At 23.9% G+C, this 16,552-nt stretch carries 10 protein-coding genes; 5 read left to right on the forward strand and 5 right to left on the reverse strand.

Annotated elements, in window-relative coordinates:
* Window positions 1–738: 738 nt before the first annotated feature.
* Together guaB and guaA are read left to right on the forward strand one after the other, a co-directional pair.
* Entirely contained in the window at window positions 739–2,202 is a 1,464-nt protein-coding gene (guaB, locus tag ABNS14_RS00630) for an IMP dehydrogenase (RefSeq protein WP_348666446.1), read from the forward strand.
* A 46-nt stretch (window positions 2,203–2,248) separates the two neighbouring features.
* On the forward strand, window positions 2,249–3,823 hold the full coding sequence (gene guaA / locus ABNS14_RS00635; RefSeq protein ID WP_348666447.1) for a glutamine-hydrolyzing GMP synthase: 1,575 nt from the start codon (window positions 2,249–2,251) through the stop codon (window positions 3,821–3,823).
* A gap of 501 nt (window positions 3,824–4,324) precedes the next feature.
* Here the strand turns inward: guaA and ABNS14_RS00640 are convergent.
* Window positions 4,325–5,371 (reverse strand): 3-deoxy-7-phosphoheptulonate synthase, encoded by a 1,047-nt coding sequence (locus tag ABNS14_RS00640; RefSeq protein WP_348666448.1) that lies wholly within the window; start codon window positions 5,369–5,371, stop codon window positions 4,325–4,327.
* A 1,341-nt stretch (window positions 5,372–6,712) separates the two neighbouring features.
* Here ABNS14_RS00640 and prmB point away from each other — a divergent pair.
* From prmB to fabB, 3 genes are all read left to right on the forward strand, one after another.
* Window positions 6,713–7,654, forward strand: a complete 942-nt coding sequence (gene prmB / locus ABNS14_RS00645; protein ID WP_348666449.1) for a 50S ribosomal protein L3 N(5)-glutamine methyltransferase — start codon at window positions 6,713–6,715, stop codon at window positions 7,652–7,654.
* 74 nt (window positions 7,655–7,728) lie between these two features.
* Window positions 7,729–8,793 (forward strand): chorismate synthase, encoded by a 1,065-nt coding sequence (gene aroC, locus ABNS14_RS00650; RefSeq protein ID WP_348666450.1) that lies wholly within the window; start codon window positions 7,729–7,731, stop codon window positions 8,791–8,793.
* A gap of 1,760 nt (window positions 8,794–10,553) precedes the next feature.
* Window positions 10,554–11,774 (forward strand): beta-ketoacyl-ACP synthase I, encoded by a 1,221-nt coding sequence (gene fabB, locus ABNS14_RS00655; protein WP_348666451.1) that lies wholly within the window; start codon window positions 10,554–10,556, stop codon window positions 11,772–11,774.
* An 858-nt stretch (window positions 11,775–12,632) separates the two neighbouring features.
* On the opposite strand, the gene ABNS14_RS00660 is transcribed toward fabB, so the two are convergent.
* From ABNS14_RS00660 to folC, 4 genes are all read right to left on the reverse strand, one after another.
* Window positions 12,633–13,202, reverse strand: a complete 570-nt coding sequence (locus ABNS14_RS00660) for a UbiX family flavin prenyltransferase (RefSeq protein ID WP_348666452.1) — start codon at window positions 13,200–13,202, stop codon at window positions 12,633–12,635.
* 786 nt (window positions 13,203–13,988) lie between these two features.
* A complete protein-coding gene (locus tag ABNS14_RS00665; RefSeq protein ID WP_348666453.1) occupies window positions 13,989–14,477 on the reverse strand; it encodes a CvpA family protein in 489 nt (162 codons plus the stop codon).
* A 173-nt stretch (window positions 14,478–14,650) separates the two neighbouring features.
* On the reverse strand, window positions 14,651–15,262 hold the full coding sequence (locus ABNS14_RS00670; protein ID WP_348666454.1) for an SPOR domain-containing protein: 612 nt from the start codon (window positions 15,260–15,262) through the stop codon (window positions 14,651–14,653).
* A complete protein-coding gene (gene folC, locus ABNS14_RS00675) occupies window positions 15,252–16,550 on the reverse strand; it encodes a bifunctional tetrahydrofolate synthase/dihydrofolate synthase (RefSeq protein ID WP_348666649.1) in 1,299 nt (432 codons plus the stop codon). The genes ABNS14_RS00670 and folC overlap by 11 nt, the downstream gene beginning before the upstream one ends.
* Between the last annotated feature and the right edge of the window lie 2 nt (window positions 16,551–16,552).

A 16,552-nucleotide genomic window follows, 5' to 3' on the forward strand; every position in this document is an offset into this window, starting at 1 on the left:
AAATATTACAATTTATTTACAATTTTAAATAAAAAATTAAAATATGAAAAATAAAAAATATTTTCAAAGAAGTAATACATTATTATTTACAAGTATTATTTATACAAAATATTTATGCCTAAATATTTTAATATTATTTTTTAAAATTTTTATTTAATTTTTATGTATTCAATCAAAAAAATATAATATATGTTTTTTTATAAAAATATTTTTAAATACTAATTTTTATTGTTTTAATATGTATGAATCTATAAATATTTAAATCATTTATTATTTTTCATTATAAATATTATGTTTGCCGATAATGGGAGTTTTTAACTATTAATAAATAGTAGTAATACAAGTATATTATATTTTGATATGATTTTTAAATTAAATTTAATATTTTTAAAGAAAATTAAGATATCATTAAGCAATAGAATATTGTTCTTTGAATTTAAAATTTTATCTTTTTTATAATATGTTTTATTATTTTGTATATTTTTATTTATATAATACGGATATAAAAATAGAAATTAACTTTATTTTTAATATATTTTTTTGTTAAATATTTTTTAAGCACATATATGTTTTTAATGATAAACATAAAAAATATTTATTCGTTATGATATTTTATTTTTTATTTAAAAATTCTTATTTTTTAATATTAATTTTAATAAAATGTGCTAGAAATAATAAATTTTATCATGTAAAATACGATCGCAATATTTTATCTTTTTTAAATTTGAGATATTGCATATGTTACGTATAAAAAAAGAAGGACTAACTTTTGATGATGTATTATTGGTTCCTGCGCATTCAACTGTGTTACCAAATACCACAGATCTATCAACGAAACTTACTGAAACCATTCGTTTAACTATCCCAATAATTTCTGCTGCTATGGATACTGTAACAGAATCATCTTTAGCTATTGCTTTGGCTCAAGAAGGAGGAATTGGTTTTATTCATAAAAATATGTCAATTGAACGTCAGGTAGAAGAAGTTCGTCGAGTTAAAAAATATGAAAGTGGAATTGTGATTAATCCGCTTACAGTAACACCACAAACAACAATTCGTGAAGTTCATGAGATGGTTAAACGAAATGGCTTTGCCGGGTATCCTGTTATTAATAATAAAGAAGAACTAATAGGTATTATTACTGGACGTGATATTCGTTTTGTAACTGATGTTGATCAACCTGTTACTGCAGTGATGACACCAAAAACTCATTTGGTAACAGTAAAAAATGGTGAAGATCATGATCTTATATTACAAAAATTACATGAAAAACGTATTGAAAAAGTTTTAGTAGTTGATGATAATTTTCATTTGTTCGGTATGATAACAGTTAAAGATTTTAAGAAAGCAGAATGTAAACCAAATGCATGTAAAGATGAACATGGTCGTTTACGAGTAGGTGCTGCTACTGGTGTTACTGTAAATGATCAAAAACGTATAGAAGCATTAGTAGAAGCAGGAATAGATGTTTTATTGATTGATTCTTCCCATGGACATTCTGAAGGTGTTTTGAGATGTATTTCTACAATAAGAAAAAAGTATCCAGAATTGCCTATTATTGGTGGTAATGTAGCAACAGGTGAAGGTGCAAAAGCATTAGCGCAAGCAGGCGCCAGTGCAGTTAAAGTAGGTATTGGTCCAGGTTCTATTTGTACAACAAGGATAGTTACAGGTGTTGGCGTACCCCAAATTACAGCTATTGCAGATGCAGCAGATGCATTGAAAGGAATTAATGTGCCAGTAATTGCTGATGGAGGTATTCGTTTCTCTGGTGATATTGCTAAAGCAATAGCTGCTGGAGCGTCATGTGTTATGGTTGGTTCAATGTTTGCTGGTACTGAAGAATCACCAGGTGAAATAATTTTATTTCAAGGTCGTTCTTATAAATCATATCGTGGAATGGGATCAATAGGAGCAATGTCAAAAGGTTCGTGTGATCGGTATTTTCAAAGTAATAATGCAGTAGATAAATTAGTGCCTGAAGGAATAGAAGGTCGTATTGCTTACAAAGGATTATTAAAAAATATTATTTATCAACAAATGGGTGGTTTGCGTTCTTGTATGGGGCTGACTGGGTGTGTTAATATTGAAGAATTAAAAACAAAAACAGAATTTATTCGTATTACTAATGCAGCAATTCAAGAAAATCATGTGCATGATGTAATAATTACACAAGAATCACCTAATTATCACTTAAGTTGATGATATTATATTAGCAATTTGTTTGATATTATAATTTTTTTTGCAAATGAAAAGTAATGTTTATCAATATAAGATTTTAATTCTCGATTTTGGTTCACAATATACGCAATTAATAGCTCGTCGTGTTCGTGATACCGGTGTTTATTGTGAAATTTTTCCATGGCATGCATCTAAAAATCAAATACGCGCATTTAATCCTCATGGAATCATTCTTTCTGGTGGTCCGAATAGTTCGACGAAAGTTGATAGCCCCCGTGCGTCAGAATATGTTTTTCAGTCTGGAGTACCAGTTTTAGGTATTTGTTATGGTATGCATATTATGTCTATACAATTAGGGGGGCAAGTTAGGGTTTCTTCTGATCGCGAATTTGGATATGCTCAAGTATTTATTCAGGAATCTTGTACATTATTAGATAATATATATGATCGATTAACTAAAGAAGGTACACCATTACTTGATGTTTGGATGAGTCACGGTGATATTGTTACTGTTATCCCAAATAATTTTAAAATTATTGGTAGTACTAACAGTTGTCCATGTGCCATCATTGCTAATGAGATAAAGCATTTTTATGGTATTCAATTCCATCCAGAAGTTACACATACTCATCAAGGACATGTTATTTTTCAGCGTTTTATATTAGATATTTGTAAATGTAGAAAATGTTGGATTCCTGTGATGATTATTGATGACAAAATACAAAACTTAAAAAAACAAATTGGTTTTGACAAAGTTATTTTGGCTTTATCAGGTGGCGTTGATTCATTTGTAACTGCTTTATTACTTAATCGGGCTATTGGTAAACAATTAATTTGTATCTTTGTTGATAATGGTTTATTACGATTAAATGAAGCAAAACAAATTATGAAAGTTTTTAAAACCTTTGATTTGAATATTATTAAAATATCAGCAGAAACACGTTTTTTAAATGCTTTAGTTGGTATTCATGAATCAGAATTAAAACGTAAAATAATTGGACGTGTTTTTGTTGAGATATTTGAAGAAGAAGCCAGTAAGCATACTGCAGTAAAATGGTTAGCACAAGGTACGATTTATACAGATGTGATTGAATCAGCAGTATCAAAAACATGCAAATCACATTTAATCAAATCTCATCATAATGTTGGTGGTTTACCAAAAGAAATGAAATTAAAATTAATTGAACCATTAAAATATTTGTTTAAAGATGAAGTACGTAAATTAGGTTTAGAATTAGGTCTTCCTTATAATATATTATATCGTCATCCGTTTCCTGGTCCTGGATTAGGTGTAAGGATAATTGGTGAAGTTAAAAAAGTATATTGTGATTTGTTACGTCAAGCAGATGCTATTTTTATTGAAGAATTATATAAAGAAAATCTGTATTATCAAATTAGTCAAGCTTTTGTTGTGTTTTTACCTTTGCGTTCTGTTAGTGTAATGGGCGATACTCGTAAATATAATTGGGTTATATCATTGCGTGCAGTAGAAACTGTTGATTTCATGACGGCAAATTGGGCGCGTTTGCCTTATTCTTTTCTTGCTAGAGTTTCAAATAGAATTATTAATGAAATTATTGGTATTTCTAGAGTGGTTTATGATATTAGTGGAAAACCACCTGCAACTATAGAATGGGAATAATAAATTAATATTGATTTCAGAAAATTTTTTAATAAAACATTATATGATGACTAGAATTTATGAATATAAAATTATCTTCTATAGAGTTATCAATAAAATTATTATTTTTTTTAAAAAAAATAATGTTTTAATATATTAAAAACAATATATTTTAAATTACGTATTTTTATTTTTGTTAAATGTAATAACTATAAATTATTTTTTTTGCTTATTATATATAAATAAAAAATAGTTTATACTATTTTTTTTATATTTTAATAAAAAGATATTGATAACTTAAAATTTGACCTTTAGCGTGCGAAATTTATAAAATATTATAATAATACAATATTGTATTTATTTTTGATTTGTAAAATTATTCAATAAAATTAATTTTATATAACGTTTTAAAAAATACTTTTTATAACAGAAGCAATGATGTTTTATTAAAAATATTATTTATTAAGAATTTTTTTGAAAAATCAATGATAGTTTTAATATCAATATATTTATATATTTTTTTTAAAAACGATATTTTACTGCATTAGCTATTATTTGTAATAATTTTTTAGTATCTTTCCAACCTAAGCAAGGATCAGTGATAGATTGACCATACGTTAACGGGTTGCCTTTTATTAATTTTTGAGCTCCTTCTCTTAAAAAACTTTCTACCATAATCCCAACAATTGCTGTAGATCCATTTTTTAGTTGTTGAGCTATGTTCCTAGCAACTTTTAGTTGTAATAAATATTTTTTTTGAGCATTTCCGTGACTACAATCAATAATTAATTTTTGAGGTAATCCAAATTTTTTTAGTTGATTACACGCAATATTGATATTTTTTTTATTATAGTTTGGATATTTCCCTCCTCTCATTATGATATGTCCATAAGGGTTTCCTTTTGTTTTATAAATAATCATTTCTCCATTTTTGTTTGGTGACAAGAATACTTGGCTGGTATATGCTGCACGAATAGCATCGATAGCAATGTCAATATTACCATTAGTACTATTTTTAAAACCAATTGGACAAGAAAGTGCCGATGCCATTTGTCTATGAATTTGACTTTCTGTTGTTCTTGCTCCTATTGCTCCCCAACTAACCAAATCCGAAAAATATTGGCTTGTTATCATATCTAAAAATTCAGTTGCAGTTGGTAATTCAAGTTGATTTATATTTACTAGTAATTCTCTAGCTAATCGTAATCCTTTATTGACTTTAAAAGAATTGTTAAGTTCAGGATCAGATATTAGTCCTTTCCAACCAATTACAGTACGTGGTTTTTCAAAATAAGTACGCATAACAATTTCAAGATAATCTTCATAATCAAGATGTAATTGCATGAGTTTTTTTGCATATTCAAGTGCTGATTCAGTATCATGAATTGAACATGGTCCAATTATAACTAATAAGCGTTTGTCTTGTCCGATTAAAATAGATTGAATTTTTTTACGTGATTCTATTATATGTTTGATATTTTTTTCAGATATTGGGAATTCATTTATTAGTGTTTGAAGTGTAATAAGTTTATCAAGAGGTTTTTTGTTTAACTCATTGGGTTTTTGCATATTGATCTCATATATACTTCAATGTAGTAAATTTTCTCCTATTAAATAAAGTATCATTAGAGTTATTAAAAATAAATAATTTTTCCTTTTTTTATAAAATTATTAAAGTAATAAAATTTATTTGATAGTTTTTGTTATTAAATTGTATAATAAATTTTGCTATTTATGCAGTAGTATTATATTTATAAAATATAATTTTTTTTTATTAAAAAAATATTATTAATATAATATGTATGATCATTTTTTGATTTATAAAAATATAAATAATTTATTAAAAAAAATAAATTGATGATTCAATAATTAAGGATGTATTTAAAATATATCTGTTATATAGTACTACAAAATATTAAAAGATTTCAAAGGATATATATTAATATAACGAAATTTTTTTAGAATTATTTAATTCATGATTACATTAAATAATATGTTATTTATTATAAGAGAAAAGTATAAAAAATAATTTGTGTTAATACAAATTATTTAATAATATATGATTTAATTTTTAAAGATTATTTATTAAAAAATAACTTATCGATACACAGTTAAGCAAATGAATAAAATATATTTCTCATTATCAAATAACTTTAGATGACATTTATTTTATTTATGATGTATAATGTATAAAATTTATATTAAATTTTATACTAAAAAAAATTTTCTATTAAATATTTTTTAAAAAAACTAGATTACATTTATATTTTATTGTTATTCTATAACCTATATCAGTATAATAGAACTTTTTAATAGCAGCAAGATAAATATAGTTAAGATAAATATAGTTTTCAAAAAAATTATGCTTAAAAAACAATAAAAAATCTGTTAGAAAAAATAAATAAATCAGTTATAGGAAAAATCATAATAATATTATATATTAAAATTTATTAGTACATATTTTTTTAAATTTAAATACATTGTTATGATATTTTTTATATGAAATTATAAAAAAATAAATATTTTTATATTTGTAATGTAAAAATCTTAAAAGTATTTGAAAATTAATAATGCAATCACATAAAAAATATATACCTTTGATTATTTTTTAGTATATTAAATTTAAAAGTATTATTTTACTAATATTAATTATTTTTAAAATAATATCATTTTGATATATCTTAAAATATTCGAATATTTATTGTTAATGTAGAATAAATTATTTTTAAAATTATTCATGATGTACAAATAATGATTATTAATAATTTTTAACTTTTTAATAAAATTTTTATGATTCAGAAGAATCATAATCTTTACTGTTTGTTTTATTATTATGATAGACAATTTTTATATTTTTTATAAAAATTATTAGTTTTGAGCTATTTATATATTATTTCTGGTAGGAATAATTTGAAGAAAATTATTATTAATGAAATTGTTTCAGAATTAAATACAATTCAAGACATATTACGTTGGATAGTTACTCAGTTTAATAGAACAAATATTTATTATGGTCATGGAACTGATAATGCTTGGGACGAAGCATTACAACTTGTTTTACCATTATTGTTTTTGCCATTAGAAATACCTCCGCAATTATTATTGTCTCGTTTAACTATCAATGAACGTTATTATATTCTTGAAAAGGTTTTGAGTCGTATTTATGATCATATCCCTGTCCCTTATTTGACTAATAAGGCTTGGTTTTGTGGACATGAATTCTATGTAGATCAACGTGTTTTAATTCCTCGTTCACCTATCGGTGAACTTATTAATAAAAATTTTGAAGGTATTCTTAATAATAAGAATCCATTAACGATTTTAGATATGTGTACTGGGAGTGGTTGTATTGCTGTGGCTTGTGCTTACATATTTCCTAAAGCACAAATTGATGCAGTAGATATTTCTATTGATGCCTTAGCTGTAACAGAAAAAAATATTTCATTTCATGGATTTTTTGATCGTATAGTACCGTTATATTCTGATTTATTTCAAGAAATACCATCATTAATTAAATATGATTTAATAATAATTAATCCACCTTATGTTAATGAGGAAGATATGTTAGATTTGCCTGCTGAATATTTGGCAGAGCCTTCCTTAGCACTTGCTGGCGGATCAGATGGTTTGAAGTTTATTAGAAGAATTTTAGCTAATGCTTCTCGTTTTCTAACAAAAAAAGGTATTTTGATTTGTGAAGTTGGTAATAATATGTCATATCTTATTAATCAATATCCGGATATCCCGTTTACTTGGTTAAATTTGAAATATGGAGGAGAAGGAGTTTTTATGCTTACAAAAAAAAAATTAATAAAATATAAAAATATATTTAAAAAATACGTTGATTTATGAAATATAGCATATTTCTTAGTAATTATGTCATTCAGTTATGATTATTTATATGACTAAAAAACAGGAATAAGGAGATGGCAGGAAATTCGATTGGTCAACTTTTTCGTCTTACTACATTTGGTGAATCTCATGGTATAGCATTAGGATGTATTATTGATGGTGTCCCTCCTGGAATAAAATTATCAGAAAAAGAATTGCAAACTGATTTAGATCGTCGTAGACCTGGTACCTCTAAGTATACTACTCAACGTTGTGAATTTGATCAGGTTAAAATTTTATCAGGTGTTTTTAATGGTGTTACTATAGGAACACCTATTGGTTTATTAGTTTGTAATTATGATCAACGATCTCAAGATTATAATCAGTTGAAAAATATTTTTCGACCTGGTCATGCGGATTATACTTATCAAAAAAAATATGGTTTTACTGATTATCGTGGTGGAGGTAGATCTTCAGCTCGTGAAACAGTGATGCGTGTTGCAGGAGGAGCGATTGCAAAAAAAATTTTAAAACAAAAACTTGGAATAACTATTCGTGGTTATTTAAGTCAAATGGGAAATGTTTGTTGTGAGTTAAAAGATTGGAATATAGTAGAAAAAAATCCATTTTTTTGTCCTGATATAGAAAAATTAGAAGCTTTAAATACTTTATTATCTTCTTTAAGAGAAGAAGGTAATTCTGTTGGTGCAAAAGTAACTGTTATAGCTGATCATGTGCCAGCTGGATTAGGAGAACCTGTTTTTGATCGATTAGATGCAGATATTGCACATGCAATGATGAGTATAAATGCAGTAAAAGGAGTAGAAATTGGTGCTGGTTTTAAAGTTGTGACATTGAAAGGTGATGAAAATAGAGATGAATTAACTCGTGATGGTTTTCTTACCAATAATGCAGGTGGAATTTTAGGTGGTATTAGTACTAGTCAACCTATTATTGTTCATTTGGCTTTTAAACCCACTTCTAGTATTGCATTATCTGGTAGAAGTATTAATAAAAAAGGTGATGAAGTTGAGGTAGTGATAAAAGGACGTCATGATCCGTGTATTGGTATTAGAGCAGTGCCAATAGCAGAAGCTATGATGGCTATAGTGCTTATTGATCATTTCCTACGCAATCAAGCTCAATGTGGCAAGAAATAATTTTTGCTGAATTTGATGTTAGTTTATATTATATTTATAATAAATTTATAAGAAAATTAAAATTAATTTTTTTGATCATTTTCTTTAAAAGATTATTAGATGTACATATTAATAAACTTATTTTACTAAAATATTAAAATTAATTATAAAAATTTTTGTATAATATTTTATGCTATTAAATTTTTAATGAAAAATATATTTCTCAAAAATTTTATGAATATTGCATTTTATTGTTATGATTATTAATAATAAAAATTATGATGTTAATCTGATATTTTTAAATATTTATGTTGTTCTTATTCATAAACTCATATACTTGAATAGTTGGATTATTTTTTTTATAAAAATTTTGTGTTATAATAATTTATGTATTTATTTGCTTTCAAGATGTATCATAAAAAACTATAAGTAGTTATCAAATTTTAACATTAAAAGTGATAATGTACTTTGTATGAAGGCGTGAAGTTATTTTTTGCTGTTTTGAATATTTAATGATAAATTATAATAACTTATCTAGTATATATTTACGAAATAATTATTTTTTGAAATAATTGTTATTTAATATATGAAACAGTTAGTTATGTTATGAATGTTATACAGCTATAAACTGTAGAGTAAAAATATTTATTGAAAATTTAAAAAATATGTTTTATAAATTATTAAAAATATTAATGATTTTCTTTTTTTTATGAAAATATTAAAACTATTTATTTTAGAAAATGATTCTATTTATAAAATTAGATTAAAAAAGATTTTTGATTAGAAAATTAAGAATTTATTTGTAAAATTTTACTAAAAATTTATAAAAATTATTTTTTAATAAATAAAATAAAAAAAAATATTTCATAAATTAGATGGTAAATATGTTAATAGTATTTATAAAATTCTAATATTTGTTACAATAGAATTATGTACTTATATATATTATTAATCTAAAACAAATAAAATAATAAAAACAAATTTAGAAAATTCTCTATTTTATTATAATTTTTAAAAAATATTTAAAAATTTTGTGTATTGATATTTTTCGACTAAATGAATTATTAAATTAAAAATTAATTTTACAACTTATAAATATTTTCATGAAATTATTGCAACAATTTTTTTTCAAAAAAAGATATCCTTAAATTTATAAAATATTATGTAATTTTTAAATTGTGATTTTTGATGTTGAAAACATTAATAAAGAAAAATATTTTTAATTAAATGTTTTTAAAACTTTTTTATCATTGCATAATAAATAATTATAAATTTTTTTTATTTTTATTAACTAAAATATATTATTATATAATAACTTTATAAATATATTTTATAAATATTATAAAAAATTTTAATTAATCTTATAATTTATTTTTAAAAATTTTTTAGTTATATTAATGAAGATTTAATAAAAATTAATATTTTAAAAGTTTAGCTATAGTAAGCGATACAAATACTTGATAGGATATATTCTATAATTTATATATAGAAAATAGGTTAAATTTTCAAATAAAATCTAAATTTTGTTCATTTTTTGTTTAATATGCTAGTTTATTTCTCAATCTAAGATTAGAAGTATTATTATATATTATAAATATATTAGATTTTGTGTATTAAGAATATATAATTTAAATATTAGAAAATATCATTATAGTTATGATCATAAAAATAATATTTCTATAATCATAACTGATCGAGGTTGTTTAACTTACAAATGTAAGTCAAAAGTAAAAAATAAGCTTTTTTAGTAAATGAATTTTGACTATGAGGTAATATAATCAATGAGGCGTGCAGTTATCACTGGTCTAGGGATTGTGTCCAGCATAGGTAATAACCAGCAAGAGGTACTGGATTCTTTGAAGACTAGCCGATCTGGCATAAGGTTTTCAGAAGAATTTGAAAAAATGGGTTTACGCAGTCATGTCTGGGGTAATATTGAGCTATCGGAAGATTATATTAAAGAAAACATTGATAGAAAGATTCTTCGTTTTATGAGTGATTGTTCCGTTTATGCTTATTTAGCTATGAAGGAGGCAATTGAGGATGCTAAATTGACACCGAAACAAGTTTCGAATATTCGTACCGGTTTAGTTGTTGGTTCTGGAGGCGGGTCACCCCGTAATCAAGTTGCTGGTTCTGATGGAATGCGTGCTAAAGGATTGCGTGGTGTTGGACCATATATGGTAACAAGAGCAATGGCTTCAGGTGTATCAGCTTGTTTAGCTCATCCATTTCAAATAAAAGGAGTTAATTATTCTATTAGTTCTGCGTGCTCAACTTCAGCACATTGTATTGGTCATGCAGTTGAATTAATTCAATTAGATAAACAAGATATTATTTTTGCTGGTGGTGGTGAAGAATTAAGTTGGGAATTAGCTTGTGAGTTTGATGCAATTGGTGCATTATCTACTAAGTATAATCATTTTCCAGAAAAATCTTCACGTACTTATGATCAGAATCGTGATGGATTTGTTATTGCTGGCGGTGGAGGTATTGTTGTAGTAGAAGAATTAATACATGCCTTAAAAAGGGGTGCACATATTTATGCTGAAATTGTTGGATATGGTGCAACTTCAGACGGGTATGATATGGTTGTACCTTCTGGTGAGGGAGCGATAAGATGTATGAAAATGGCATTAAATAAAATTGAAGAAGTTGATTATATCAATACTCATGGTACGTCAACTCCTATTGGAGATACTAAAGAATTAGAAGCAATTATGGAAGTATTTGGAAATCATACACCAGCAATTTCTGCAACTAAAGCTATGACTGGGCATTCTTTAGGAGCAGCAGGAGTACATGAAGCGATTTATAGTTTATTAATGTTAGAACATAGATTTATTGCAGCAAGCATTAATATCGAAAATTGGGATGAAAAAGCAAAAGGAATGAACATTATTACTAAAGCAACTAAATATATATTAAATACAGTAATGTCTAATAGTTTTGGTTTTGGCGGAACTAATGCATCATTGGTAATGAAAAAATATTATGAATAATAATCTTATTATTTCATGAATACTGTTTAATATAAAATTATTTTTTAAGTATATTTTTATATATGATATAACAGAAATATTGGTATACAATAAAATATCAATAATATATAAAATGATAAATTAATTTATCAGGAATATATTATTCAAAAAAATTAAAAAGATATTAAAAATATATGTCTTTATACATTTGAAACTTATTTCTATATAAGCTTTTTTCAGTAGTTTTTAACACAACACTATTATTTCTGTATTTTTATAATTTTTAAAATATTTAATAATTTATTATTAAATATTAATGAAATTAAAATAATTGACACGTATTTTCTTTTTATTAATTAGATAAAAATTTTTTTTAAAAAGATATTATTAAATGTATCTTTAAGATATCAACTAAGTAATTTGTTTGATAATTAAATAATTTTACCTTGAAAAAATTTGTATTTAATTTTTTATATTATTAATTATTTTAATATTTTTATCCTAAAATAATAACTTGACAAATGTTTTATGATATTTTAAAAGTATTTTATAAAAATATTTTTTTGTAACAAAACTATAATAATTTATTTGCTATCAGATATTAATAATTATAATAATGTAATGTAAAAATAATATATAATTATAATACAAAATATTAATAAGTAAAAAAAGAGGTAATACTAATTTATTTATTTTTTTTCTATTTAAAAGTTATGATTAAACATATAAATAAAAATAAAAAGTTTTGATTTATATATTTTTTTATTTTTTTTTGAAAATATTCTTATCATTTTAAATTTAAAAAATACATTTTTTTATATTTTAATTTTGATTTTTTAATATAAAGCAGTATTGTTCTTTTTTTTTAAAAAAATATTTTTATATACCTTCCCAACGAGTAAACAAAGTATTTGATAAGGTTATGCCGTATTGATCTAATATACGATTAACAGTGTGATCTATGATGTCTTGCACTGTTTTTGGTTTATGATAAAATGCAGGCATTGGTGGAAAAAGTATTGCACCGGTTCTCGATACATCTGTCATTAATCTAAGATGTATTAAATGCAAAGGTGTCTCTCTAATGCCTAATATTAATTTACGTTTTTCTTTTAAAACTACATCAGCAGCACGAGTAATTAATGTATTATTATAACTATTAGCAATAGAAGACAAAGTTTTTATTGAACATGGCATAATAATCATACCAGATGTGATAAATGAACCTGAAGAAATTGTTGCTGCAATATCTTTATTGTTATATATAACATCTGCCATTGCTTGAACATCGCGTAAACTATAAGTTGTTTCTAATTTTAAAGTTTGTTTAGCAGCTGCACTAATAATTAAATGTGTTTCAATATTATCTATAGAAGATAAAATATCTAATAATCTAATACCGTAAATAATACCGCTGGCACCTGTAAATCCAATAATTATTTTTTTCATAATATGACTTAGCTCTGTAATAAAAATAGATGTAATAAAATTACATTTTTTGTGATATTTGGTGATAAATTATTTTTTTTGAATCTTTTATTATAAAAGATTAGTAGTATTTTTTAAATTTTTGTTTTTTATATTTAATAAGATTCTTTAACTGATAGTGCTATATACATTATTTTAGCAACTTCAATGAATTATTTTTATGTTATAGAAATTGAGAGTATCATTGTATTGAATATCTTGTAATTTTAATGTTTTTTAAAATTAAAAAATATTTTAATACATTTTACTGTATAGGTATTAATTCATAAAATTTTTTATTGATTTTATATTTAAAGTATCAATCATTAATATGCAAATATATACATTTGTATTTTACATATATTTTTATAAAAAATTACTCTTATTTTTTATAAAAATATACTTTAAAAATCAATTTTTTTTTAAATAAAAAATTTAAAAACATATTTTTGATCATATTATTTTAAATAGAATGCATTAATTGCAATATTATTCATATTTTTTAATTAAATATTATTTTTAATAAATCGTAAATTTAATATTGAGTTAATAGTAATAAAAATATTTTATAGATTGAATATTATTATAATTTTTTAGTTATTTTTTAAAATTTTTCTATGATATTTTTTTAAAATATTTTTACAGGAAATGTCTTTAAAATAATTATATCTTTATATTTAAAGATAAAAATATTTAAAGATAAAAATTAAAGTTTTTTAGATATTTTTTTATCAGAATTATCATAAAAAATTAATGAATTTAATAAGTCTATATTTTTTGTAAAAAAATAGAGTTGTTTCTTAAATAATTAAAAAACCATTGAATAATATCATTAAATTGGAATATTAATTCAGAATTTTTCCATTCTTTGTGGTTTGGAAAAGGAGTAAAAGTATCTAGAAAAAACAAAATAGCTAATACGATTAGTATACCTCGTAATGTTCCAAAACACATTCCCAAAACACGATCTGTGCTGCTTAACCCTGTTTTTTTGATTAACGTGTTGATCAGATAATTTATTGTTGCACCAATAATTAATGTTGTGGTGAATAAAATGGTAATTGCAATGGCTTTTCTTATGAAAGTATCTTGAAAAATTATTAAATAATAAGATAAATTATTATGAAATTGACTAGCTACAAAAAAAGCCCCACCCCATGTTATAAGTGACATAGCTTCTCTTATAAAACCACGAATTAAACTTAAAAATGCAGAAAATAGAATAATAGTAATAATGCAGTAGTCAATCCCAACCATGATCTTAATCCTAAAGAATAATTTTTAATATGTTGGATAAATATTTATAAATAACATAATATTTATTATAAATATTTTAGTAAATATATATAATATTATTTTAATAAATATTCCTGAATATATAAATTATTAATTATTATTTTTTTATAATATTAAGAATTGATAATGATTTTTTATGGTTTATAAATATGTATTTGGCCCTCTAATCCTGTTAAAATTTTTAATTTTTCTAAATTTGTTTTTAATTTTTTTTGCGATAAATTTGGTCCAATAAAAATATGTGTTAATTGATGATTGTTTTGAAAAGACGATTTAGTATAGACTTGATATCCATATGTACGCAGTTTAGTCAGAATTTCTTTTGCTTTTTCTGTATTTCTAAATACACCTAATTGAATAATATAAGCTTTGCCTTGTGGTCTTTGATGAGAGAATGTATTTGAATTAATATTGTTTTTTTCAAAAAATGTATTTTTTTTAATTTGAGTTTTCGATACTTTTATATTTTTTTCATGCAGATCAAAATCTTTAGTAAATTTTTCAATAGATTTTTCTTCAGAAATTATTGCTTGATTAATATTTTCTAATGTATTTTTTTTTAGTGTAGTATTAAGTTTTTTTATGGATTCCATATTATTTATTTCTGGAAATTTCGGTATTAAAGGAATTACAGCAAATTCATTTTTATTATATTTATGTCCATCTAAAAAGATGGGAAATACAATTATGCTTATGCTGATAACAAAAATTAATCCTATTAAACGATTTTTAAATTTATGTTTCATTGTTTTTTAGGGTCCTGTTTTTTAGTATCAAAACTTCTGATACAGTATGAAATGAACCGTATACTATTATTATATCTTTTTTAGTAGCTTCTAACATAACTTGTAACCAAGCATTTTTTACTGTATTAAATTTAGATGGAGATTGAACATATTTGGCTAATTGCTCAGCACTAGCGCCACGTGATACATTTAATGAAGCTAGATACCATTTGTCGACTTGTGTGTTTAAACAAGATAATGTACCTTTTATATCCTTATCTATTAACATTCCTACAACAGCATAAACTTTAGTATTTTTCTTTCTGGGTAACTGAGATACTTTTTTTGCTAAATAATTTGCTGCATGTGGATTATGTGCAACATCTAATATAACGTAAGGTTGATGTGAAATCACTTGTAAGCGTCCAGGTAATTTTGCATTAATTAATCCTTTATTAATAGCTTTTAATGATATAGTATTTGCAATATGTTTGCTTTCTTTCATTAAGCAAGAAAGGATTGCTAATCCTGTTGCAGCATTTATTAATGGAACATTTGGTAAAGGTAATTGTTGAAAATTATGATTAACGGATTCCCATGCCCATTGATTTTTTTCTTTTTTAAATTGCCAATCGATTCCATAACAAAATAGTTTAGTTCCTAGAGTATCGGCAACTTTTTTAATAGATTTTGGTATGTTTAATTCACCGATGACTGCATATTTTCCTTTTCGAAAAATACCTGCTTTTTCATATCCAATGTTTTCACGATCATGACCGAACCAATTAAGATGATCTAGTGCAATATTGGTAATAACTGAAATAGTAGAATCGATTATATTAGTTGCATCAAATAGTCCACCTAAACCAACTTCTAAAATTACCAAATCAAGTTTAGCTTTTTTAAATAATTGTAAAGCAGCTAAAGTCCCATATTCAAAATAAGTTAATGTTGTATTATCACGTTTAGATTCAATATCGGAAAAAACTCGACAAAATTCTATTTCAGGCAAGGTGTGACCTTGTATTCTAACACGTTCAGTATAATTTATAAGATGAGGAGAACTATAGACACCGACTCTTAGTCCTGTTTCAATTAAAATTGATTCTAATATATGACAAGTTGTTCCTTTCCCATTTGTTCCTGAAACAGTGATAATTTTAGGAGCAGGATTTAAAAGATCTAAATTATGAGCGACAATATTGATGCGATCAATACTCATATCGACCATTTTTTTATGTTGATTGTTTAAATAATTTAACCAAGTATCTAAAGAAGAATTTACATTAGGTATGATAAAATTTTTGATTT

The sequence above is a fragment of the Arsenophonus symbiont of Ornithomya chloropus genome, assembly GCF_964026495.1.
In the GTDB taxonomy this organism is placed as follows: domain Bacteria; phylum Pseudomonadota; class Gammaproteobacteria; order Enterobacterales; family Enterobacteriaceae; genus Arsenophonus.